Below are 24,232 nucleotides of genomic sequence, written 5' to 3' on the forward strand. Positions count from 1 at the left end.
TATTAAAAAATACCTCAAAGAACAAAGTTGCTCTTTGAGGTATTTTCTTTAAACTCACATGATCAAGATTAAATCATTGTATCGAATTCATTTGATTTAGGTAGAGAAGCTGCTTTTTTCATAAGCACTTCCCATAAGTGTACGGATTTCTTCCATTCGGCTGCGGTCTGTCCGTTTTGATACATAGCGTTCTCATAACTGAAAGTAAGTTGTTGCATATCGGCCGAGTTGTAAAGTGTATCGATGCGGAGAGCGTATTCTCGGAATGTTTGACTTTCCCCCCGTGGTATGCCGATTCTCGCAAATTGTTTTAAAAGTGCGCCGTAAGCTTTTTGATAAACAACATCATCTTTTCGGTATTTATAGAAAAGAATAATAAAAAATGTAATCCATTTCATTCTAGTAGTGAAGAGAATGTATCCGATGATACTAATTGGTATCGTAGAGAGGAATACGTACCACCAAGAAAAACTAGTTTTAGAATTTGTGACCTTTTTAGTAGAAGTTTCTTCTGTATTTTCTATTAAACTTTTAAGTTTTGCTTCATTATTTCGTTGATGTATTTGCTGGTTATTAGAATTATTTGCTTCGCTATTTTGTGAAATAGGAGCAGGAGTATTATTTGTAAAAGTATAGGGATTAGTAAATCCTTTTGTTGGTTCGAATGGAATCCAGCCGTATCCTGGGAAATATACTTCGACCCAAGAGTGTGCGTTATCGTTCGTGATTTTATAAATATCCTGACCTTCTGCAGAGGCAAGTGTATTGTCAAGAGTTCCTTCTGTATAGCCTTTTACCCAGCGAGCAGGAATCCCGGCAGAACGAAGTAGTACAATCATAGACGTCGAAAAATTATTACAGTAGCCGCTTTTTGTATCGAAAAGGAATTGATCTACATAATCTTGGCTTTTGGCAGGGAATGAAACATTCATTGTTTCGTATACAAAAGAGTTGTCTGTGAAGTAATTTTCGATAGCTAATACTTTATCATACCGGTTGTCTTTATCATTTGTAAGATTGACAGCCAAGTCTTTTACTCGCTGTGGTAATGATTCGGGAAGTTGTGTGTACTTTGTCATGAAATAAGGATTTGTTTCTTGACCTTCATTCGTGTTTACAGCTTTCAAGTTTTCTATGGGAAATTCCGGGATTTCATACGTTACTTTATATGAATGTAAAGTAGTAGAGGAGTCTCCGTGCATCGTATAGATTTTTTCGGAAAATGGGTCAACGCTGTATGATACATCTGAGGAAGCCTCAACTGATATTAACCCTGCTGGATAGGTAAGGTGCGGATAACTTTTTTGCATGTTTATTGTTGCCTTTGTTGTCTCCGTTTTTGTATTTTGTTCGTACCAGCTCACGACGTCGTTTTTACTTTTAAAAGAAATCTTTTTTTGATTTTCAGAAACTTCCCAGCCTTTTCCTGTATAAAAATCTTTCGTTTCTACTCTCCAATATTGTTTGTTTTGCGTTTGTGCTGTGAAAACAATTGTAGGATCAGCCTGAAAAGGACCACCTAATCTCGAGTCATCTAAACCATACCCAATTGTAGAAACTTCTTGTTTTTTACTCGCTTCGGATGTGTTGAATTTTAAAAAATTCATTGGGTTTGGCCATTGAGGGCCGAATTTTGGAGCAAAGTATGCGATGGTTGCTAATAATACAATAAATATTGTAAGTGGTCTAAGTAATTTTGAGGTTTCCCTAGCATGATTTTGTATGTGTTCACGCTCTTTTATTCGTTCTACTTGAAGAAGACTAAGCATAAAAAAGCCAATGACAACAGTCCGAATAATAGCGTAGTTTGCATTGTATAAATGTAAGTTATGAAAAGTTACGATATAAATAATAGTCAATACAAGGAATAGAAACCCACGTTTTTTATGAATTATCCAAAATGAAGTGAAAGAACTCAAAAACCAAAATGATAGAAAAAATAAAACTGTCGGAAAAACTGGAGAAATATCTAGTAAATTCCCTTGGAAAAACAGGGAGGAATTTCGAAACATATCAGAAAAGAATGTTGTTAGCCAAGATGGATTTATAAAAGCATTTTTATAATACAGGGAATGAATGATAAATAAGACTGTGACAATTTTTATTGGAATCTGCCACCTCGTTTGAAAAAAAGAGAGAGCGAAGCAAATTCCTATAAATGTTACGAAAATATCTAATCTACCTACATTTGTAATACCTATAAGAGGTCTTAGCCATTCTAGTAAAAGAAGAAATACACATGCATGCATAAAGAATCTGTTCGTATCCCACTTGTATTTTGTTTGTAATGTTATCATTTGCTCACCTCAAAAAACACGTTTGTATACCGGTTTTCATAAACCGTGTTTACAAATATTTGTCGTTTTTTTAGAGTTTCTATTATACTGAGTTCTCGGTGTGAAAGTTGATTCGCTTTTTCTTTCACGACAAACACCATACATTTTCTATTTTTTATAGCGGCACAATCAGCCGCCTTTTGAATATCGGGAGAAAGATTACTTGTCACGAGTATAATCGTGACGGGCTCATAAATTTTTCTTAGTTCCATTTCTACACTCTGGGAGAGCGGGAATACACTGTCTGCTTGTACTTTTGCTAAATGACAAAGGATTTGTTGTAACTGCGTATCTCCATTGTCTAAAGGGAAAATAGTTTGTTCTTTTCCAATAGACACGAATGATGCTGGTGAATTTTGTTTCAAGACAGCCCTTACGATAGAGGCAGTAAATGTGACGACTGATTCGAATAGAGGAGACTCGGTTCTATCTATGAATATCATGATATTATGGCTGCGCTGTTGTTCAAACTCTTTTGTCATAATATTGTTTGTTCGTGCAGTTGCTTTCCAATCAATCCATGAAAAGCGATCACCGGGTTTATATTCTCTGACACCGACAGAGATTGTAGAGTCTTTTGCTGAATTTATATTCGCTGAAAGCGCTCCTTGTTCGAAATGATTTTCCAATTGTCGATACGTTATATCTACATAGTGGGGATAGACTAAAAATGTATCTGGAACTGAAAAAGTTACTTCTTTCTCCATCAAGCCGAATAAACCGCCAGTTTTGACACGTACGCTTGAAAAATTGTGCTCGCCTCTAGAGATTGTGTCAATAACATATTGAAACGAAATATTTCGTTTCAATCCTGGGAAGAGTACTACCTTATTCATCTTTGTTTGTTTACAACTTGTAAATTGTGGTGGCAGTTCATCTTCTATAACTAAATAAAGTAAGGGAAAAGGAAATTTTCTTTTTATTGTAATCGTGCTTACAAATTGTTCTCCTACTACATATCCATTTTGGTTTGTTATTCGTCTTACTTCAGCGTCCCGTAAAGCGTAAAAGGGGAGTAGTAGTGAATAAAGAGCAATGGGAATTGTGCTGTAAAACAAAAACCAACTTACAAACCCTCCTTGAAACATAGCGTACACAAATGTTAAGACTAGGCAAAAAGGGAGTAGCAATAACTTCGTAACGTGATATAGCGCTCGCAGTATTCGTTTCATCAAGGGTTCATCGTCCTTTGAGTCGGCACGGTAGTTCGTGCAACGATTTTTGCGATAACTTGTTCTCCAGTTATTCCTTCAAATTTTGCTTCCATTTTTAAAATGAGTCTATGTGCTAAAACGTAAGGAGCTAAAAATTTAACATCGTCTGGAATAACATAATTTCTGCCATGGATAAATGCATAAGCTTGTGAAGCTTTCATTAAAGCAATTGAGCCACGTGGACTTGCACCTAGCTGTATAGAACTGTACGTACGAGTCTGATTAACAAGCTTTACAATGTAATGCTTAATTGCTTTGCCCATACTTACTACCCGTACGCTTTGTTGTAAATAAAGTAATTCTTCTATTGTAGTAATGGCCTGTAATTGAGAGAGTGGATTTGTTTTTTCCATCCGGTTTAAAATTTCAAATTCTTCTTCTGGTGTAGGATATCCCATTTTTAGTTTCAATAAGAAACGATCGAGCTGAGCCTCTGGTAGAGAATATGTTCCTTCATATTCGACCGGATTTTGTGTAGCCATGACAAAGAACGGCTTTGGTAAAGGCCTTGTAATGCCATCGATTGTAATATTGCCTTCTTCCATACATTCAAGTAAAGCAGATTGTGTCTTTGGAGATGTACGATTAATTTCATCAGCAAGTACAAAATTCCCCATAATTGGTCCAGGCTTGAACTCAAATTGGAGCTCTTTCGGATTATAAATAGAAACTCCTGTTACATCTGACGGCAATAAATCAGGTGTAAATTGAATTCGCTTATAATCAGCATCAATGGATTTAGAAAGAGCACGTACTAGCATTGTTTTCCCGACACCAGGAACATCTTCTAATAGCACATGACCTTCAGCTAAAAGAGCTGTCAAAGCTAAGATCGTTTCTTTTCGTTTTCCGACCATTATTTTTTCAATATTATTGATTATTTTTTCTACAGTGGGATGTAATGAATCAAGCTGGGGCATCGTAATCCTCCTAATGTTATTATCGTTTTCTAATCTATTTAGTGGACATATTTCTAATTCTATTTGTAGATAGTAAAACTTCTACCTTTAATTCTAAGAATATTCAGATTATTTATTTCGATTACATCTAGTATAATTGTTTCCGTAACTAAGGGCAATACAGTAAATAATGATTTGTAGTTTTATGTAAAATCAGACTCGATATAAAATAATAACATTGGGAAAATTTTTTTACATACAATTTATACTCTTTTCCTTATGGCAGTTTTGAAATAATATCAAAACTCTTTTTCTTTTGCAAAATAGTCGATACCTCAAAATACCATTCTCCTAATAATTAAGATTAACCATAATCTTCACAACGGAACACAAGATTTTCTCACAAACTTATTTTCTACTGAATTTTTGACAATCTCTTGAACTGTGCGAAATGTCACATCTGTATTTTACAACCTCTTTTATAGTAAGGGTATGTAAGAGAGACGTATTAAAGGAGTGAACATGATGAAGAAGAAACCTTCAGCACTAATGAGACGTTTAAAATATTTTTCACCAATAGATCGTTATAACGATAATCATACACAAGAAACATATGAAGATCGTGAATGGGAAAATGTGTACAGAAAACGCTGGCAGCATGATAAAGTAATTCGTTCTACACACGGCGTGAACTGCACTGGTTCATGTAGTTGGAACATTTATGTGAAAGATGGAATTGTAACTTGGGAAGGGCAAGAGCTTAACTATCCAACGACAGGACCTGATATGCCGGATTTTGAACCACGAGGATGTCCGCGTGGAGCGAGTTTTTCTTGGTACATTTATAGTCCACTTCGTGTGAAATATCCGTATGTACGTGGTGTTCTTTGGAGTATGTGGCAAGAAGAATTACAAAATAATGATTCACCACTAGATGCTTGGAAAAGTATTGTGGAAAACCCTGAAAAAGCACGTAAGTATAAGCAGGCGCGTGGTAAAGGTGGATTTATTCGTGCGAATTGGGATGAAGTATTACAACTCGTTTCTGCTTCGTTACTTTACACAATCATTAAATACGGCCCAGACCGAAATGTTGGTTTTTCACCAATTCCAGCTATGTCGATGTTAAGTCATGCAGCGGGTAGCCGCTTTATGCAACTTATGGGCGGGCCGATGCTTAGCTTCTATGATTGGTACGCGGATTTACCACCAGCTTCTCCGCAAATTTGGGGTGATCAAACAGATGTACCAGAAAGTAGCGATTGGTATAACGCTGGTTACATTATGACATGGGGTTCAAATGTACCGATGACGAGAACGCCAGATGCACACTTTTTAGCCGAAGTTCGATATAAAGGAACGAAAGTTGTTTCTGTCAGTCCTGACTTCGCTGAGTCTACAAAATTTGCGGATGATTGGATTAGTGTGAAACAAGGTACAGACGGTGCACTTGCGATGGCAATGGGGCATGTGATTTTACAAGAATTTTACGTAGATAATCAAGTGGAATACTTCACAAAGTATGCGAAGCAATATACTGATTTTCCTTTCTTTGTCACATTGAAACAAAAAGGAGATCAATTCGTCGCTGATCGTTTCTTAAATGCTACTGATATTGGACGAGAAACAAAGTTAGGAGAATGGAAGCCTGTTCTTTGGAACGAGAACACGAAAGATTTTGCAACACCTCACGGCACAATGGGGTCACGTTGGGATAATGAAAAGAAATGGAACTTGCGTTTAGAAGATGAACAAACAGGTGAAAAGATTGATCCACGTCTTTCTTTACTTGGAATGGAAGATGCTGTGGGAACGGTACAAATTCCGTACTTCTCAGATGAGGGAAATAAAGTATTGGAACGTACAATTCCAGTGAAAAAAATTATGACAGAAGAAGGCGAAGTGTTCGTTACAACTGTATACGACTTAACGTTGGCAAATTACGGTGTGAACCGAGGGCTCGGCGGACAAGAGCTGAAAGACTTCAATGATGATGTACCATTTACGCCTGCATGGCAAGAGAAAATGACAGGAGTGAAACGAGAGCTTATTATTCAAATTGCTCGTGAGTTTGCACAAAACGCAGTTGATACGGATGGGCGCTCGATGATTATTGTAGGGGCCGGTATTAACCATTGGTTTAATTCTGATACGATTTATCGCGCAGTTTTAAACCTTGTTCTTCTCGTTGGAGCACAAGGGGTAAACGGGGGCGGTTGGGCGCATTATGTCGGTCAAGAAAAATTACGACCAGCAGAAGGATGGCAAACAATCGCAATGGCAAAAGATTGGCAAGGGCCACCGAAATTACAAAATGGTACATCTTTCTTCTATTTCGTAACAGATCAATGGCGTTATGAAGATACACCGGTTGGACATTTAGCATCACCAATTGAGGGCAACTCTCGTTATCAACATCACGGTGATTACAACGTATTAGCGGCACGACTTGGCTGGTTACCTTCTTATCCAACATTTGAGAAAAATGGAATTGAATTATATAAAGAAGCTGTTGCTGCTGGTGCAACAACGCAAGAAGAAATCGGAAAATACGTTGCACAAAAACTAAAAGAAAAAGAACTAAAATTTGCGATTGAAGATCCAGATAATAAAAACAACTTCCCGCGCAACTTATTCGTATGGCGTGCCAACTTAATTTCAAGTTCTGGTAAAGGCCACGAATATTTCTTAAAACATTTACTAGGTACAACAAATGGATTAATGAATGACGATAGTGATTCGTTACGTCCAGAAGAAATTAAGTGGCATGAGGACGCACCAGAAGGGAAGCTTGATCTACTTATTAATTTAGATTTCCGTATGGCTGGAACAGCACTTTATTCTGATATCGTCTTACCAGCTTCAACTTGGTATGAAAAGCATGATTTAAGCAGTACGGATATGCATCCATTTGTACATCCATTTAATCCAGCAATCGGTTCACCGTGGGAAGCACGCTCTGATTGGGATATTTTCACTGCTCTTTCTAAAGCTGTGTCAGATTTAGCGAAGAAAATCGACCTTGAACCAATGAAAGAAGTCGTTGCAACACCACTTCTTCACGATACACCGCAAGAATTAGCGCAACCACTTGGCAAGATTAAAGACTGGAGTAAAGGTGAGTGTGAACCAATACCGGGTAAAACGATGCCACAAATTCATGTTGTCGAAAGGGATTATAAAACGATTTATGACAAGATGACTGCACTAGGACCAAATGCTGGAAAACAACCAATTGGTACGAAAGGTATTTCTTGGTCAGCAGAAAAAGAGTATGAGCAATTAAAGAGCAAATTAGGAGTTGTTCGAACAGATTCTATTGCGAAAGGTTGCCCAGACATAAAAGAAGCAATCAATGCTGCTGAGGCGGTATTAACGCTTTCTTCGACAACAAACGGTCATATGGCTGTAAAAGCATGGGAAGCACTTGAAAAACAAACGGATTTAAAACTGCGTGATTTAGCAGAAGAACGTGAAGAAGAATGCTTCACATTCGAACAAATTACAGCACAGCCGAAAACAGTAATTACTTCTCCAGCCTTTACAGGTTCTGAAAAAGGTGGACGTCGTTATTCACCATTTACAACAAATGTGGAACGTCTTATTCCTTGGAGAACGATAACGGGTCGACAATCTTTCTACTTAGATCATGACATGATGAAAGAATTCGGTGAAACGATGGCAACATTTAAACCAATTCTGCAACATAAACCGTTCCGAAAATCACGTCCCGAAGTAGAAGGAAAAGAAATTACACTAAACTATTTAACACCGCATAATAAGTGGTCGATTCATAGTATGTACTTCGATTCATTACCGATGTTAACGCTATTTAGAGGTGGTCCAACTGTTTGGATGAATAAAGATGATGCGAATGAAGCTGGCGTCGCAGATAATGATTGGATCGAGTGCTTTAACCGTAACGGTGTTGTTGTAGCACGTGCTGTCGTAACGCACCGTATACCGAGAGGGATGGCATTTATGCACCATGCACAAGATCGCCACATTAACGTGCCTGGTACGAAATTAACAAGCACCCGCGGGGGAACACATAATAGTCCAACCCGTATTCATGTTAAACCAACACATATGATTGGTGGATATGGCCAATTAAGCTATGGATTTAACTACTATGGTCCGACTGGGAATCAGCGTGACTTAAATGTTGTAATCCGTAAACTGAAGGAGGTAGATTGGCTTGAAGATTAAAGCACAAGTCGGAATGGTAATGAACCTAGATAAATGCATCGGCTGCCATACTTGTAGCGTAACATGCAAAAACACCTGGACAAATCGTCCAGGTGCTGAATATATGTACTTCAATAACGTAGAAACGAAACCTGGAATTGGTTATCCGAAACAATGGGAAGATCAAGAGAAATATAAAGGCGGCTGGGAATTGAGAAATGGTGAAATTCAGCTGAAATCAGGTTCGAAAATGAAACGCCTTATGAATATTTTCCACAATCCAGATCAACCAACCATCGACGATTACTTTGAACCTTGGAACTATGATTATGAAACATTAACAAATAGCCCGCAGCGTAAGCATCAACCAGTTGCTCGTCCGAAATCAGCAATTACAGGCGAATTTATCGACAAAATTGAATGGGGTCCAAACTGGGAAGATGATTTAGCTGGTGGACATATAACAGGATTGCAAGATCCGAACGTAAAGAAAATGGAAGAAGAAATTAAAACAGATTTTGAAAATGTCTTTATGATGTATTTACCACGCATATGCGAACATTGTATGAATCCATCTTGCGTATCTTCTTGTCCATCTGGTGCGATGTATAAACGTGAAGAAGATGGGATTGTTCTTGTGGATCAAAATGCATGTCGTGCTTGGAGGTTCTGCGTATCTTCTTGTCCATATAAAAAAGTGTATTTTAACTGGCAAACGAATAAAGCAGAAAAATGTACAATGTGTTTCCCGCGTATTGAAGCTGGTATGCCAACGATTTGTTCGGAAACATGTGTAGGACGTATCAGGTATATTGGGGTAATGCTATATGACGCTGACAAAGTGAAAGAAGCAGCTTCTGTTGAAGATGAAAAAGATTTATATGAATCTCAGCTTACTGTTTTTCTAGATCCAAATGATCCAGAAGTAGCAGCTGAAGCGAAAAAACAAGGCATTCCTGAAGAATGGATTAAAGCAGCACAAGAGTCACCGATCTATAAAATGATTATCGATTGGAAAATTGCACTGCCTCTTCATCCAGAGTACCGTACAATGCCAATGGTTTGGTATATCCCACCGCTTAGCCCAATTATGAATATGGTGGAAGGGAAAGGAAGTAACTGGCAAGCAGAAGAGATTTTCCCTGCTATCGATAATATGCGTATCCCAATTCAATATTTAGCGAATCTACTCACTGCAGGAGATGAATCCCACATTCGACTTACGTTGAAAAAAATGGCTGTCATGCGGACGCATATGAGAGCATTGCAAATTAATAAAGAACCAAATGAAGCAGTATTAAAAGAAATTGGTTTAACGAAACAGGATGTAGAAGATATGTATCGTCTTCTTGCTATCGCGAAATATAAAGATCGTTTCGTCATTCCGGGCACTCACCGTGAACAAGTTGCTGATTTATATAGTGAACAAGGAAGCTGTGGTTTATCCTTCGCAGGTGGGCCAGGGTCTTGCATGACAATTTCTTAAATAAAGGGGGCGGAAAATGATGAAACAAAGTTTACAAACTGCTTTTTCTTGTTCTTCTTTTCTTCTCTCCTATCCGGAACTTGGGTGGGGAGAAGCTTTAACTGAAGTACAAGAAGAGATTGAAGCAATTGAACAAGAAGACGTTAAAGCAGCACTTGCAGCGTTTATAAAACAAGCACTAGATAAAACGAACGATCAATTAATTGATCGTTACGTATATACATTTGATTTTGGTAAAAAGACAAATATGTATTTAACTTATATGAACACAGGTGAACAAAGAGAAAGAGGTATTGAATTATTAGAGTTAAAACAGCATTATAAAAAATCTGGTTTTGAAGTAACAGATAAAGAACTACCGGATTATTTACCGCTTTTGCTTGAGTTTTTTGCAAATGCCAATGAGCAAGATAGTGAGCCAATTATGAGTAAATACAAGGAAAATATACAAGCATTGCACGTTCAATTAAAAGAAGCTGATAGTATGTATGAACCAATCCTTGTAGCTATTCTCCTCGCTATCGATACATGGGGTGTACAGACAAATTAGAAAGGAGAGTTGTCAAAATGATGGATCAATTTCTATGGGTGTTGTTTCCCTATATCATTTTTGCAATCTTTATCGGTGGACATATTTTCAGATACAACTATGATCAATTTGGATGGACATCAAAATCTAGTGAACTATTAGAGAAGAAAATGCTCCGGGCTGGAAGTCTATTATTCCACTTTGGGATCATGTTCGTAATTGGCGGTCATGTTATGGGGATTTTAATTCCAGAGTCCGTATACCGTTCAATAGGTATTTCTGAACATATGTATCATGTAGTAGCAATTAGTTTCGGACTTCCGGCAGGTGTTGCTTCTATCATCGGCTTAATTATATTAACGTATCGCCGTGTAACCGTAAAACGTATCATTGCAACGAGTACAACGGGAGATTATATTGCGCTTATTTTATTACTTATCGTTATGCTGGCAGGACTTTCCTCAACATTTTTAAATATCGACTCAAAAGGGTTTGATTATCGTACAACGATCGGTCCTTGGTTCCGAAGTCTCTTTATTTTCCAACCGAAAGTTGAATATATGATGGAAGTGCCTGTATGGTTTAAAATTCATATTATTGCAGCGATGGGTCTATTCGCAGTATGGCCGTTCACTAGACTTGTACATGTATTTAGTGCTCCAATTAAATATGTAAGCCGTAGTTATGTAATTTACAGAAGACGTATTCCTAATGAATTGAAAAAATAGTTTTGGTATACATGTTTAGTAATTTATAAAGAAAGCCGAGATCTAATTGGAGACCTCGGCTTTCTTTATAGGTATAAGTATCTAAATAAGATGCTAATCAATGCTACAAACAGAAGCAGAGCAATCTTCACAAGCAATTTCACGTTTTAAAAATTGTAAATCATGGATTGTAATCTTTCCTTTATGAATAGAAATTGTACCTTGCTTTTTTAGTTCATTTAACATGCGATTTACACTTTCCCGTGAAGTTGCACAGAAATTAGCAAGTTCTTGATTCGTTAATGGTAAATCGATGAGAATACCATTTTCTTTTAATACACCGTAACTATTTGTCATTCGTATAAGAGTAGAATATAGGGCACCTTTTTTGCCGTGTAATACTAAATCTCGGAACTTCGTTTGCATTCTTCTTAAATGTTCACTAATCCATTTCATAAATTCAAATACAAGTGCTGGTTTTTGGAGTAATGCTTTTTCTAACGCTTCACGCTTTATAACGCCTACTTCAACATCTTCAAGGCATTTTGAATTTAATAAATACTTCGCATTGTCCGTGAACAATGTTAATTCTCCAATAATGTCATATTCCGAACAAATACGGAGTGTCAATTCTTGTCCATCAGCACTTAGTTTACTAATCTGTACTTTTCCGGAGTGGATGATATAGAGTTCTGTCGCCTCCATACCTTCTTGGAAAATAAAACTACCTTTTTTTATTTGCATTTTATATTCAACAGATGCAAGTAATTCCTTTAAATCTTGAGATAATTTCATACTGTTTGCCACAGCAATCACCTTTCTTCATATAAGCAATACAATTCCTATTTTGAGTGTAAGTATGCTGAAAATGCAAGAGCTATTTCAAAATTGATGTAAAATTTCACTGACCGTAAGGAGTAGGAACTGAAGATGTGAACAAAATTCGAACGGATTTGTGAAGAATTTTTGAATGGGGAAAGTAATGTGAGAAAAGTCACATTGAATATGTAGCTTCTTTTTTATAATAAAGGCAAATAAAAAATATGAAACCTACTAAGGATTGCAGTAGAAAAGAAGGGATATAGATGCACGAGAAGATGAGGGATTCGTTAGAGCGGCCACTTCAAGATTTACGTATTTCAGTTATTGATCGTTGTAATTTTAGGTGTACATACTGTATGCCAGCCGAAGTGTTCGGATCTGATTATGCTTTTTTACAGGAAGAATTTTTATTAACATTCGATGAAATAGAAAGATTAGCTAGATTATTTATAAGTATGGGAGTCAATAAAATTAGACTTACTGGCGGTGAACCTTTATTGCGTAAAGATTTACCAAAGTTAATTGCAAGGCTTGCAAAGCTAGAAGGCTTAACGGATATTGGAATCACAACAAACGGTATTCATTTAGCAAAACAAGCTAAGGCGTTAAAAGAAGCGGGATTAAAACGTGTAAATATTAGTTTAGATGCGTTAGAGGATCACGTCTTCAAAAAAATTAATGGACGAAATGTAAGTACAAAACCTGTATTGAAAGGAATTGAAGCAGCAAAGGCAGCTGGATTAGAAGTAAAAGTAAATATGGTCGTAAAAAAAGGGATGAATGATAGTCAGATTCTTCCTATGGCTCAGTATTTTAAAGAACAAGAAATTCAGCTACGTTTTATCGAGTTTATGGATGTGGGCAGTACGAACGGCTGGAACTTTGAACAAGTCATTACGAAGGAACAATTAATAGAGAAAATTAATCGTGTATATCCGATTGAGCCCGCCCAGCCTCGTTACTTTGGAGAAGTAGCTAAAGTGTATCGATATGTAGGGAGCAATGCAGAAGTTGGCTTTATTACTTCTGTTTCTGAGTCATTTTGTTCTTCTTGTACGAGAGCTCGTATTTCGGCAGACGGAAAGTTTTTTACATGCCTATTTGGAACGAAAGGAACGGATTTGCGAACGCTTCTTCGAGAAAATATTTCTGATGCATCACTATTAAAAATTCTACAACATACATGGGAGTTTAGAAAAGATCAGTATTCAGATGAAAGAACAGCTGAAAGTGCAAATAAACGTCCAAAAGTAGAAATGTCTTACATTGGTGGATAACGAAAGGAGGGTTCCCTATGCAAGAGCGTTATTCAAGGCAAGTATTGTTTTCTGGAATTGGTGAAATGGGACAAAGAAAAGTAAAAGAAAAGCATGTGCTCCTAATCGGTGCAGGTGCACTAGGAGCTGCGAATGCAGAAGCGCTCGTTAGGATGGGGATTGGGAAATTGACAATTGCTGACCGTGACTACGTTGAATGGAGTAATTTACAAAGACAACAGTTATATACAGAAGAAGATGTACAGCAGTGTAAACCGAAAGCAATTGCAGCGGCAGAGCATTTAAGAAAAATTAATTCTGAAGTAGAAATTGTACCTGTTGTAACGGACGTTACAATGCAAGAAATGGAAGAGTTAACAAAAGAAGCAGATCTCATAGTAGATGCGACTGATAATTTCGATACGCGCCTACTTATAAATGATATTTCACAAAAAGAAAATATACCTTGGATATACGGTGGATGCATTGGAAGTTACGGTGTAACGTATACGATTCTTCCTGGAGAAACACCATGTTTTCGTTGCTTAATGGATCATCCTATGGGCGGTGCAACATGCGATACAGCCGGAATCATTCAGCCAGCGATACAAATGGTTGTTGCTCACCAAGTAACAGAAGCGATGAAAATATTGGTGGATGATTTTGAGGTGTTAAGAGGAACAATGTTATCATTTGATATTTGGAATAATCAATATCTATCATTAAAAGTAAATAGGCAGAAAAAAAGTACATGTCCATCTTGTGGGAATGTACGCACGTATCCAAGTTTAACATTTGAAGCACAGATAAAAACGGAAGTGCTATGCGGGCGGAATACAGTTCAAATCCGTCCAGGAAAAAAAATTATTCTTAATTTAGAAGAAATTCAAAAGCGCTTACAAAAAAGTGTGAATGTCAAAAAAACTCCATATTTACTATCCTTTCTAGTAGATGAATATCGTTTTGTGTTATTTACAGACGGCAGAGCGTTTATTCATGGGACTAATGATATGAAAATGGCAAAACGGTTATACGCAAAATATATAGGATGAACAGAAAGAGAGTTTCTTCTTATCAAAACGAGGTGAAAAAGAATGTTAGAAAAACGTACACCAATCTCAGTGGCAGAAGCAGTTGCACGTGTAATGGAATATGCCTATCAAGGTGAAATGGAAAAGGTTTCTCTTGCAGAAAGTTACGGAAGAATCCTCGGAGAAGATGTTGTTGCAGATCATGATGTTCCGCATTTTGATCGCTCTCCGTACGACGGATTTGCGATTCGAGCAGAAGATACAAAAGAAGCAAGTAGCAGTAACCCAATTCAGTTTGAAGTGATAGGTGAAATTGGAGCAGGTTTTGTTTTTAAAGAGGAAGTAAAAGCATTTCAAGCTGTACGTATTATGACAGGAGCCGCAATTCCAGCGGGATGTAATGCTGTTGTTATGTTAGAACTAACGGAAGGGTTTGAAGAAAACGAAAAGACTTATATGAAATTAAAACGCTCTTTCACTTCTGGTGATAACATTTCTTTTCAAGGAGAAGATGTAAAAAAAAATGCCATACTTGTGAAAAAAGGAACTTCTATTAACCCTGGAGTAGCGGCATTGCTTGCTACGTTTGGTTATAGTTCCGTGCATGTTGTAAGACAACCGGTTATTGGAATTGTAACGACAGGGAGTGAACTACTTGAAGTACATGAACAACTGAAAGAAGGGAAGATTCGAAATAGTAACTCCTATATGATCGCTGCTCAAATTGAACGAGCGGGCGGAGTTGTACAGTATTATGGACAATTCGCTGACGATTTTGAGACGTGTTATAACACTGTAAAAAAAGCGATAAAAGAAGTTGATATATTCATTACAACTGGTGGCGTTTCAGTAGGAGACTATGACTATTTACCTGCTATTTATGAGAGATTACAAGCAAATGTACTTTTCAATAAAATAGCGATGCGACCAGGAAGTGTGACAACTGTCGCTGAGCTAGAAGGAAAATTATTATTTGGTCTATCTGGTAATCCTTCTGCTTGTTATGTCGGATGTGAATTATATGTTCGACCAGTCATTGGAACATACTTGCACAGGAAAGATTCGCACTTATATCGAGCAGAAGCAATTTTACAGAAAGACTTTCCGAAAGCAAATCCGTTTACTCGTTTTGTAAGAGGGAATGTAGAACTTGTAGATGGCCAATTACAAGTTACACCAGTCGGTTTAGATAAATCTAGCGCAATTTCTTCACTTGCAGAAGCGAATGCATGTATCGTTCTGCCGGGAGGAACGAGAGGATTTGAAGCAGGAATAACCGTTTCGGTACTGTTATTAGAATCAAACGCCGGAAGTGAGTGGCCGTGGGAAGAGCCGCTTCGATCATACAAGTAACAGAAAAATAGATTGCTAATTTATACAAAGATAAGAGGTGCAAGATGACACATACGTATTATGAAGTAATTGATACTCCTATTTCAATTGAAGATGTTACAAGTAAAGTAATTCGCCGTGAGTGCGGTGCGGTTACTACTTTTATTGGTACTGTCAGAGAATTTACGAAAGGACGTCGCACGCTTTATTTAGAGTATGTAGCTTATAAGACAATGGCGGAAAAACAGCTTGAGAAAATTGGTGCTGAAGTAGAAGCGAAGTGGCCTGGGACATATGTGGCAATTACACATCGCATTGGTACATTACAAATTTCTGATCTTGCTGTTGTTGTTGCTGTTTCTACACCACATCGGAAAGCGGCCTATGAGGCGAATGAATATATTATGGAGCGTATAAAACAAATTGTTCCGATTTGGAAGAAAGAGTTTTGGGAAGATGGTGATTCATGGATAGGGGATCAGTTAGAGAAAATAGCATATGGTAATGGCGAGCCTGAAAAGGAGATGAGAACATGATTGAAGTACTATTATTTGCACATTTGCAAGAAGAAGCAAGTAAGTCGGTCTTGCAAATAGATTGTGAAAATATTTCAGTTTCTGAATTAAAGGAAGTTCTGATTAAGAAATACAATGTAGCAATTTCAAACGAGATAATGGTCGCCGTAAATGAAGAATACGCAAATGAGGATGACATCATTCAAACTGGCGATGTCGTAGCAATGATTCCGCCAGTAAGTGGTGGTTGATTCTTTTCAACCTAATCATGTTAGGACGTGATTAGGCTGGAGAGAATGAATATAACTATGCATACATAGGAGGGAACAGGATGAAAAGTCCTAATTTTCAATTAAGTTTACAAACTTCTAACCTAGTTATCGGTTTTATGGTATGGGTCATTTTATCATCATTAATGCCTTATATTAAAGCAGATATTCCATTAACTGCGGGACAAATTTCTATGGTAACAGCAGTACCGGTTATTTTAGGTTCTATTCTTCGCATTCCAATTGGTTATTGGACGAATCGTTACGGAGCAAGAAAATTATTCTTTATTAGTTTTATTCTTTTATTATTCCCTGTCTTTTACATTAGTGTTGCCAATTCTATGATGGATTTAATTATTGGTGGCTTATTTGTAGGGATTGGTGGTGCTGTATTCTCTGTAGGAGTAACTTCTTTACCAAAGTACTTTCCAAAAGAAAGCCACGGTTTTGTAAATGGTATTTACGGAGTGGGTAACGCTGGAACAGCAATTACTTCATTTTTAGCACCTGTTATTGCAACTTCAGTTGGCTGGAGAACGACAGTACAATGTTATTTAGTTTTACTTGCAGCATTTGCACTTATGAACTTTTTATTAGGCGATCGTAAAGAAAAAAAGGTAAATACACCATTAATGGAACAAATAAAAGGTGTATATAAAAATGAAAAACTTTGGTTTTTATGTATCTTTTACTTTTTAACATTCGGATCATTTGTTGCATTTACAGTATACTTACCAAACTTTTTAGTATCTCACTTCGGATTAGAGAAAGTAGATGCAGGTATGCGGACAGCTGGCTTCATCGTATTAGCAACAATTATGCGCCCGATTGGTGGTTGGCTCGGTGATAAGTTTAACCCATTTAAAATATTAATCTTCGTATTTATCGGTTTAACACTTTCAGGTATTATTTTATCATTTATGCCAAGCATGAATGTATACACATTTGGTTGCTTACTAGTCGCATTTTGTGCAGGTATTGGCAATGGTACAATCTTCAAGCTTGTGCCAATGTACTTCTCTGAGCAAGCAGGGATTGTAAATGGTGTTGTGTCAGCTTTAGGCGGACTAGGAGGGTTCTTCCCGCCATTAATTTTAACATTACTATTCCAACTGACAGGTCATTATGCAATCGGATTTATGGCGTTATCAGAAGTAGCGCTTGCTTGTTTAATCATTACAGTGTGGATGTATAGCCAAGAGAAGCTGTTAGTAATGTTAAAGAATAATTAATAGAGAAAAAGGGTGCCTAGTAGAGGCATCCTTTTTTCTACTTAAACAAACAAGAATGAATTGTCTTATGTATAACAAGGGCCTTTTCGTAAATAATGTTGTTTTATTACTTAAGAATTTTATCTTTATTGATTTTATAAGAATTTCCCGCATAATTGTAACAAAGGGAGATGATTCCAAGTTGAGTAAACAGAATATCAGCACAACAGTTTCAGGAGATTTGATTGTTACCCATCTAATTGGTCAGATTAAAACAGAGGATGTGTATGAATGGTTTAATGATTTTGAGCAGGTTTGTCAGCAATTTATTTCTGAGGGGCGGAAATACAAATTATTGGTAGATAGAAAAGGATACACGCCAAATCATTTTTCTGTTCAAAAAGTATGGAAGGATAAGTTCTTCAATGAAACCATTTTGAATCATAGTAAGGCAATTGCATTTCTTCTTGAAGAAGGGGAGATACTGAATTATTTACAACAATCCAATACGAAAGAATCTGTGAAATTTTTTGATGATTATGAACAAGCGCTAATTTGGTTGAATGAATATCCAATGTAAAAAATAAATTGAAAGAGTTGCTCGTAATGTTGCAGTTATCATAACATTTACTTGTTTACAAGTTGCCGACACCATTCATTTTCTTCGCAGATTGCTTGTGCAGTTTCAAAAAAGAAACCAAAACAAAAAGAACAAACGCTTCTAAAAAACGTTTGTCCAAAGGTAATTACTATTTTAGCTAAGAAATAGATTATAATTTGTGTGTACGAGAAAGTTTTTTTATAAGATTAGGAAGGACAGAGGTTAACTCTAGTTTCAAACGCTTCGTAAACGATGGGTCCTTACCTGAAGTTGAAATAGTGACAACATATTCATCATTTCGAATGACACCAGGTGTGTGAAACGATGATTCTGTACCATCACTTACAACGTTAACCCACTGAAAATCATGGGCGACCTGTTTGACCATCATATTTATAGCATGATGATTTGTAGCTGCATAAATAAGATGAGCATCTTTAATGTCATCATTACTAAAAGTTTTTTGCTTCCAAGTAATATAGGGAAGTTCTTTCATTTCCTCGCAAATCTCGGGGCTAATAACGGTGACGAAAGCGCCTGTATCTTTTAATCCAGACGCTTTTCGATATGCGATTTTACCTCCACCAATGATAACGACCACTTTATTATGTAGATTAAACATAAGAGGGCACATGCTATACATACACACATTCCTCCATTCGCTCTAATAATGCCAACTTCATATATGTATCAAACTTCAGGCAGTTACAAGTCGTAACGTGATCGTATTTTTTTGTATGCAATTTGATTTTTTGAAGCAATAATCCGGTAAAGAGAAGGTACGGCATGACATATACATGGGATGCGGCCGATGTTATAGTCTTGAGCTCAGCAGTAAAAGAGGGAGTTCCTTTCGTTAAAAAGGAGCACGATACTGGCATACTGAGTTTTCGTTCGACAGCTGCTCCGATTTGTTGTAACTCATGTATCGGCTGGGGGTCACTACTGCCTCTTCCTACGAGTAAAATACTACTACCTTGCATTGGAATAGTTTCACGTATTCTTTTCGCTACAAGTTCAACCATATGTGGATGCGTACTAAAAGGTGGTACAACTGAAAATGTTATATGTGGGTATTTCTTTTGTATTTGTTCTATTTCAAGAGGAATATCACGTTTATAGTGAGCTGCTGCAAATAATAAAACAGGTACAATCATTATTTCAGTTGCTCCCTCTAGTATTGTTTCTGTAACTGCATCCGAAATGGTAGGTGTTGTTAGTTCTAGAAAAGCTATTTTTTGAATTCTTTCGTTACGTTCTTTCATGACAGATTGAATAAAGTGAATAAATTGTTCATTGCCTTCTTGGAGACGGCTCCCGTGTCCAACATATACAATTCCTTTCATTGTCTCACCATGTCTTTCTTCATAATAATGTTTTGTAATTGCTCATCTACATTATGGAATCCGACTTTATTCGCATAGTGTAAAGTTTGAACATCAGTATACGAGAATGGGAGAGTAACAATATCGATAAAGCCAAGGCGTTTTATTTCTGCTATAAATGTATCAATTGAGGCACGCCCTTCAAACACAATGCTATCCCATGAGAATTCAGAAAGTATACGAGAATGGACTTCATCGAAACGATGATCAATTGTATACTCATGAGTCATCATATAGGAACCAGCACCAATTTTCTCTTGAATAAAAGCAATTCGGTTAATATTTCTTCCTAAATAAACAGTTGTATCGGAAGAGAACTTTGTTTGTTTACTTAGTAGCCCATATTGCATAAGTTTTTCTTGAGTGACAACATTCATGTGCTGCAGCTCTGCCTGTAAGGAACGAATATCTTTCTGGTATTTACTACATGATTGCATCAAGATTTCTACACTTTCAGCTGAACAAAAAACAAGTCGATCAACGTTGAAAATTTCATTGATTTGTTCAAGTGTTAATGTATACTCTTCCTTTTTGAAAGTTGGAATTTGATATATTTCTGCACCGGTTTCTTGTAACCTTTGCTTCATTACACTTGTTTTATTTGTTGCAGATGCAAATAAAACTTTTTTACCATGTAATGGTTTACGTTCTTTCCAAGCGATTTGATTACGTAAGGAAACGACATCACCAACAATCGTCATGGAAGGGTTAGAAATATTTTCGGTTTTGACGTTATGAACAATGGTTGCTAGAGTCCCTGTGACAACGCGCTGTTTCCCAGTTGTACCCCATTCAATGACTGCTACGGGTGTATCTTCTTTTTTTCCTGCTTGTAGTAAGTTTTCACAAATGGTAGGTAAGTTTTTTATACCCATGTAGTAGGCGATTGTGTCGCTATTGTGGGATGAATTATATTTTCCATAATCGGTTAAAGGACCTTTTGCATGTCCAGTTAGTAAAGTGACGCTATTACTGTAGTTACGGTGGGTGAGGGGGATACCTGCATAGCTACTAGCGGCGATGCTAGATGTAATACCTGGTACAATTTCATACGGAATGTTCGCAGATGCTAAAGTTTCTGCTTCTTCACCAACACGACCAAAAATAGAGGGATCTCCACCTTTTAAGCGAACAACGGTTTTTCCTTCTTTCGCAAATTGAAGGAGGTGGGCGTTAATCATTTCTTGTCGCATAGTATGATTTTTCGGCATTTTTCCGCAATAAATAAGTTCGCATGTTTCTTTCGTATAATGAAGAAAGCTAGGATTTAATAAGCGGTCATATAAGACGATATCTGCACGTTTTAAGCAGTCTATCGCTTTCTTTGTAATAAGCCCTTCATCACCTGGTCCTGCACCAACTAAATATACATATCCGTTCATAATCGCACCTCATCTATTTTTATTTAAAAGGAAGCCAGAGGAGGCTTCCTTTTGTAAATTACATGTTTATTCCGCATTAACGGGCAGTAAGACCCTCACCTCAAAATTCAGCGAAAGCAAAGTAGTTAGGTGGGGATCAACTGCCCGTAAAAGCCCGATTGGTGAGGGCTAATAATCAGCGGGGGATGAACCAATCCCTGCTGATTAAAGTTTCACTTTATATAAATGTCACCATCAATAACTTCTACTTCGTATGTTTGAATACAGCCGTCATCAGGTTTTTGAACTTCACCCGTTATTAATGAAATTTTCCAATCATGTAGTGGACAAAAGACGAATTCTCCAGATACAATTCCTTCTGCTAACGGTCCGTTTTTATGGGGACAACGATTTTCTACAGCTCGTATATCACCACTTGCAAGGCGAAATAGAGCGATAGACATATCTTTCATTTGTACCTCTTTACCGATTTGAATAGGAAGGTCTTCCGCACGCATAACTTTTATTTTTTCTTTCGTTTGTAACATATAGTGCACGCTCCTTATTTTACAGTTTCTACTTCATACATCGCTTTTAATGACTTCGTTTCTAGTGCTTGTCCCCACGCTTCCGTATATGTGCTACGAGCTGTTTGGAAACGCTCATTTAACTTAGTGACCATATTTGTATCTTGCAGTATTTCTTTTATATGATCGAAGCCTAATCGTTCTGTCCAGTAGGCAGTGCGTTCTCCGTAAATACCAGTTTCACGATAATATTGCATGTAAGCTGTAGCGATGCGAAGGACATCATCTTCAGTAGGGACAATCATTACAAAATCAGCTTCGCGTACTTCCGTACCACCATTTCCGCCAATATAAAGTTGGTATCCATTTTCGACACAAACAACGCCAAAATCTTTCGTTAATACTTCCGCACAGTTACGCGGACACCCCGTTACACCCATCTTCATTTTATGAGGTGTATCTACCATTTCTAATGATTGCTCAAGTAACATACCAAGTCCTAATGAATCTTTCGTACCGAAACGACAGAAACGAGAACCAACACACGATTTTACATTACGAAGTGATTTTGAATACGCATATCCAGAAGTCATATGTAAGTCAGCCCATACGTTAGGTAAATCTTGTTTCTTAACACCATATAAACCGATGCGACTTGCGCCTGTAATTTTCACAAGAGGAACATCATACTTTTTCGCAACTTCAGCAATTTTCATTAAATCATCTGCAGTTGTAACGCCTCCGTACATACGTGGAATAACAGAGAATGTACCATCATGCTGAATGTTACCATTCATTCTTTCATTAACGTAACGGGATGATTTATCATCTTCATATTCTTCTGGAATCGCCATACGTAAATAGTAATTTAAAGCAGGACGACATTTCGAACATCCGTCTTCATGTGCAAAACCGAGTACATTTCGTACTTCTTTTGGCGATTTTAAACCTTTCTCATGAATCGCTTCTACGACTTCATCACGTGATAAAGGTGTACATCCACACATACCGGCAGATTGCGCTGAGGCATTAAAAGCATCTCCAAGTGTATGAGATAAAACTTGTTCTACAAGCGGACGACATTTACCACAAGATCCGGCGGCTTTCGTGCAGCCTTTTACTTCTTCAAAAGTAGTTAATTCATGTTCTAAAATGGCATGTACGATTGTACCTTTCGTAACACCATTACATCCACAAATCGTGTCATCCGCACTCATTGTAGCAACGTTAAGTTCACTTTCTACACCAGCCTTGTGAAGAAGGGAAGCTGGTGTATATTGTTGTATATCTTCTTCTTTCCTTAACATACTAAAGAGGCGTGTACCATCAGCTGTGTCACCATATAAAACGATACCGACGACTTTATTGTCGCGAATTAATACTTTTTTATAGGAACGTTTACATTCATCAAAGATGGATATTGCTTTCGTTTGATCATCTTCATAGATTTGGCCAGCAGAGAATAAATCACAACCTGCAACTTTTAATTGCGTACCGACGATACTGCCCGTATATCCATCAGTTTGTAAATTCGTTATATGTTTTGCTAATATTGCACCTTGTTCATAAAGAGGAGCAACAAGGCCATAGGCGATACCGTCATGCTCTGCACATTCGCCAACAGCATAAATGGATTCATCATTTGTTAGCATATAGTCGTTGACTACAATACCGCGATTTACAATTAAACTAGCATCTTTTGCTATTTGCGTATTCGGGCGTATTCCGACAGCCATTACAATTAAATCACAATCTACAACTTCACCATCTTCAAATTGAATGCCCTCAACATGGTCTGTACCAAGAATTTTTACCGTTTTCTTTTCCATGAGAAATTTCATGCCTTGTGCTTCTAAATCTTCACGAAGGAGAGAGGCTGCTTTGGCATCTAGTTGTTGCTCCATTAAGCTCGGCATTAAATGAACAACATGTACGTCCATTCCTAAGTCAATAAGACCTCTTGCTGCTTCTAAACCAAGTAATCCACCACCGATGACAACGGCTTTTTTCTTATCTTTAGCAGTATCAATCATAAATTGTGTATCTTCAATTGTTCGAAATCCTGTCACACCAGGAAGGGTAGAACCTTCAACAGGTAAAATAAAAGCACTAGAACCTGTTGCGATAATGAGTTTGTCGTATGTAAGAGTATGATTCTTTTCTGTGACAATGATTTTTTCTTCTCGGTCAATACTTTGGACTTTTTTATTTGTATATAATGTTATTTCGTTTTTTTCGTACCAACTATATTCATTCATAATGATATCTTGTATATTTGTTTTGCCTTGTAAAACATGAGATAGCATAATACGGTTGTAGTTTGGATGCGGTTCGTCGCCAAAAATAGTAATCTCATATAAATCACTATCATGTTTTAATATTTCTTCCATACAGCGTATTCCAGCCATACCATTTCCGATCATAACTAAACGTTTTTTCATATTCATTTCCCCTTTTATGTGAAATGTTGAACAAAGTATATTATGTTTCTATTATAGAAAATAAAAAAAGAGGGAGATGTGATATTTATCACATCTTAATAATGATTCACAAATTGTTAAAA

At 37.1% G+C, this 24,232-nt stretch carries 20 protein-coding genes; 11 read left to right on the forward strand and 9 right to left on the reverse strand.

Translation table 11 applies throughout. The features are described 5' to 3' along the window. Positions 1 to 68 precede the first annotated feature (68 nt). From JDS98_RS08515 to JDS98_RS08525, 3 genes are read right to left on the reverse strand one after another with little or no spacing between them, the layout of a single operon-like run. Positions 69 to 2,297 (reverse strand): transglutaminase TgpA family protein, encoded by a 2,229-nt coding sequence (locus JDS98_RS08515; protein WP_199633785.1) that lies wholly within the window; start codon positions 2,295 to 2,297, stop codon positions 69 to 71. Further along, positions 2,294 to 3,508 (reverse strand): DUF58 domain-containing protein, encoded by a 1,215-nt coding sequence (locus JDS98_RS08520; protein ID WP_097956866.1) that lies wholly within the window; start codon positions 3,506 to 3,508, stop codon positions 2,294 to 2,296. Before JDS98_RS08520 ends, JDS98_RS08515 begins: the two co-directional genes overlap by 4 nt. Further along, positions 3,508 to 4,470, reverse strand: coding sequence for an AAA family ATPase (locus JDS98_RS08525; RefSeq protein WP_097956864.1), 963 nt, complete (start codon positions 4,468 to 4,470; stop codon positions 3,508 to 3,510). Before JDS98_RS08525 ends, JDS98_RS08520 begins: the two co-directional genes overlap by 1 nt. 501 nt (positions 4,471 to 4,971) lie before the next feature. Between JDS98_RS08525 and JDS98_RS08530 the strand changes: the two genes are divergently transcribed. The 4 genes from JDS98_RS08530 to narI are packed head-to-tail and all read left to right on the forward strand — an operon-like array spanning position 4,972 to position 11,380. Next, entirely contained in the window at positions 4,972 to 8,658 is a 3,687-nt protein-coding gene (locus JDS98_RS08530; protein WP_176519415.1) for a nitrate reductase subunit alpha, read from the forward strand. After that, positions 8,648 to 10,123 carry a nitrate reductase subunit beta gene (gene narH, locus JDS98_RS08535; RefSeq protein WP_000692707.1) on the forward strand — a complete coding sequence of 492 codons (1,476 nt, stop codon included), beginning with the start codon at positions 8,648 to 8,650 and terminating at the stop codon, positions 10,121 to 10,123. The genes JDS98_RS08530 and narH overlap by 11 nt, the downstream gene beginning before the upstream one ends. Before the next feature lie 19 nt (positions 10,124 to 10,142). Further along, positions 10,143 to 10,673, forward strand: a complete 531-nt coding sequence (gene narJ, locus JDS98_RS08540; protein ID WP_199633826.1) for a nitrate reductase molybdenum cofactor assembly chaperone — start codon at positions 10,143 to 10,145, stop codon at positions 10,671 to 10,673. A gap of 17 nt (positions 10,674 to 10,690) precedes the next feature. Continuing rightward, positions 10,691 to 11,380: a respiratory nitrate reductase subunit gamma gene (gene narI / locus JDS98_RS08545; RefSeq protein ID WP_097954736.1), complete on the forward strand. Its 690-nt coding sequence runs from the start codon at positions 10,691 to 10,693 to the stop codon at positions 11,378 to 11,380. Between the two features lie 93 nt (positions 11,381 to 11,473). Here narI and JDS98_RS08550 read toward each other — a convergent pair whose 3' ends face one another. Continuing rightward, a complete protein-coding gene (locus JDS98_RS08550) occupies positions 11,474 to 12,166 on the reverse strand; it encodes a Crp/Fnr family transcriptional regulator (RefSeq protein WP_000013854.1) in 693 nt (230 codons plus the stop codon). A gap of 278 nt (positions 12,167 to 12,444) precedes the next feature. On the opposite strand from JDS98_RS08550, the gene moaA reads away from it, so the two are divergent. From moaA to JDS98_RS08585, 7 genes are all read left to right on the forward strand, one after another. Then, entirely contained in the window at positions 12,445 to 13,458 is a 1,014-nt protein-coding gene (gene moaA / locus JDS98_RS08555) for a GTP 3',8-cyclase MoaA (RefSeq protein ID WP_097956861.1), read from the forward strand. A gap of 17 nt (positions 13,459 to 13,475) precedes the next feature. Continuing rightward, complete coding sequence (locus JDS98_RS08560) at positions 13,476 to 14,489, forward strand: molybdopterin-synthase adenylyltransferase MoeB (RefSeq protein WP_199633786.1); 1,014 nt, start codon at positions 13,476 to 13,478, stop codon at positions 14,487 to 14,489. 42 nt (positions 14,490 to 14,531) lie between these two features. Continuing rightward, positions 14,532 to 15,821 (forward strand): molybdopterin molybdotransferase MoeA, encoded by a 1,290-nt coding sequence (locus JDS98_RS08565; protein WP_199633787.1) that lies wholly within the window; start codon positions 14,532 to 14,534, stop codon positions 15,819 to 15,821. Between the two features lie 44 nt (positions 15,822 to 15,865). Continuing rightward, a complete protein-coding gene (locus tag JDS98_RS08570) occupies positions 15,866 to 16,336 on the forward strand; it encodes a molybdenum cofactor biosynthesis protein MoaE (protein ID WP_098710779.1) in 471 nt (156 codons plus the stop codon). Further along, positions 16,333 to 16,566, forward strand: coding sequence for a molybdopterin converting factor subunit 1 (moaD, locus tag JDS98_RS08575; protein WP_000573668.1), 234 nt, complete (start codon positions 16,333 to 16,335; stop codon positions 16,564 to 16,566). The genes JDS98_RS08570 and moaD overlap by 4 nt, the downstream gene beginning before the upstream one ends. An 80-nt stretch (positions 16,567 to 16,646) precedes the next feature. Continuing rightward, positions 16,647 to 17,816: a nitrate transporter NarK gene (gene narK / locus JDS98_RS08580; protein WP_015000425.1), complete on the forward strand. Its 1,170-nt coding sequence runs from the start codon at positions 16,647 to 16,649 to the stop codon at positions 17,814 to 17,816. 55 nt (positions 17,817 to 17,871) lie between these two features. Then, the gene (locus JDS98_RS08585; protein ID WP_371399468.1) at positions 17,872 to 18,375 is read left to right on the forward strand and encodes an STAS/SEC14 domain-containing protein; all 504 of its coding nucleotides are present in this window, start codon (positions 17,872 to 17,874) and stop codon (positions 18,373 to 18,375) included. Positions 18,376 to 18,565: 190 nt separating this feature from the next. On the opposite strand, the gene JDS98_RS08590 is transcribed toward JDS98_RS08585, so the two are convergent. From JDS98_RS08590 to nirB, 5 genes are all read right to left on the reverse strand, one after another. Further along, a complete protein-coding gene (locus JDS98_RS08590) occupies positions 18,566 to 19,039 on the reverse strand; it encodes a precorrin-2 dehydrogenase (RefSeq protein ID WP_098710780.1) in 474 nt (157 codons plus the stop codon). Next, entirely contained in the window at positions 19,032 to 19,742 is a 711-nt protein-coding gene (locus tag JDS98_RS08595; RefSeq protein WP_098819971.1) for a sirohydrochlorin chelatase, read from the reverse strand. The genes JDS98_RS08590 and JDS98_RS08595 overlap by 8 nt, the downstream gene beginning before the upstream one ends. Further along, on the reverse strand, positions 19,739 to 21,163 hold the full coding sequence (locus JDS98_RS08600) for a uroporphyrin-III C-methyltransferase (protein WP_199633788.1): 1,425 nt from the start codon (positions 21,161 to 21,163) through the stop codon (positions 19,739 to 19,741). Before JDS98_RS08600 ends, JDS98_RS08595 begins: the two co-directional genes overlap by 4 nt. A gap of 212 nt (positions 21,164 to 21,375) precedes the next feature. After that, entirely contained in the window at positions 21,376 to 21,690 is a 315-nt protein-coding gene (gene nirD / locus JDS98_RS08605) for a nitrite reductase small subunit NirD (RefSeq protein WP_199633789.1), read from the reverse strand. 14 nt (positions 21,691 to 21,704) lie between these two features. Beyond that, a complete protein-coding gene (nirB, locus tag JDS98_RS08610; protein WP_199633790.1) occupies positions 21,705 to 24,110 on the reverse strand; it encodes an NADPH-nitrite reductase large subunit in 2,406 nt (801 codons plus the stop codon). Positions 24,111 to 24,232: the final 122 nt, after the last annotated feature.

Origin of the sequence: Bacillus cereus group sp. N11, assembly GCF_016483605.1 — a bacterium.
Taxonomy (GTDB): domain Bacteria; phylum Bacillota; class Bacilli; order Bacillales; family Bacillaceae_G; genus Bacillus_A; species Bacillus_A toyonensis.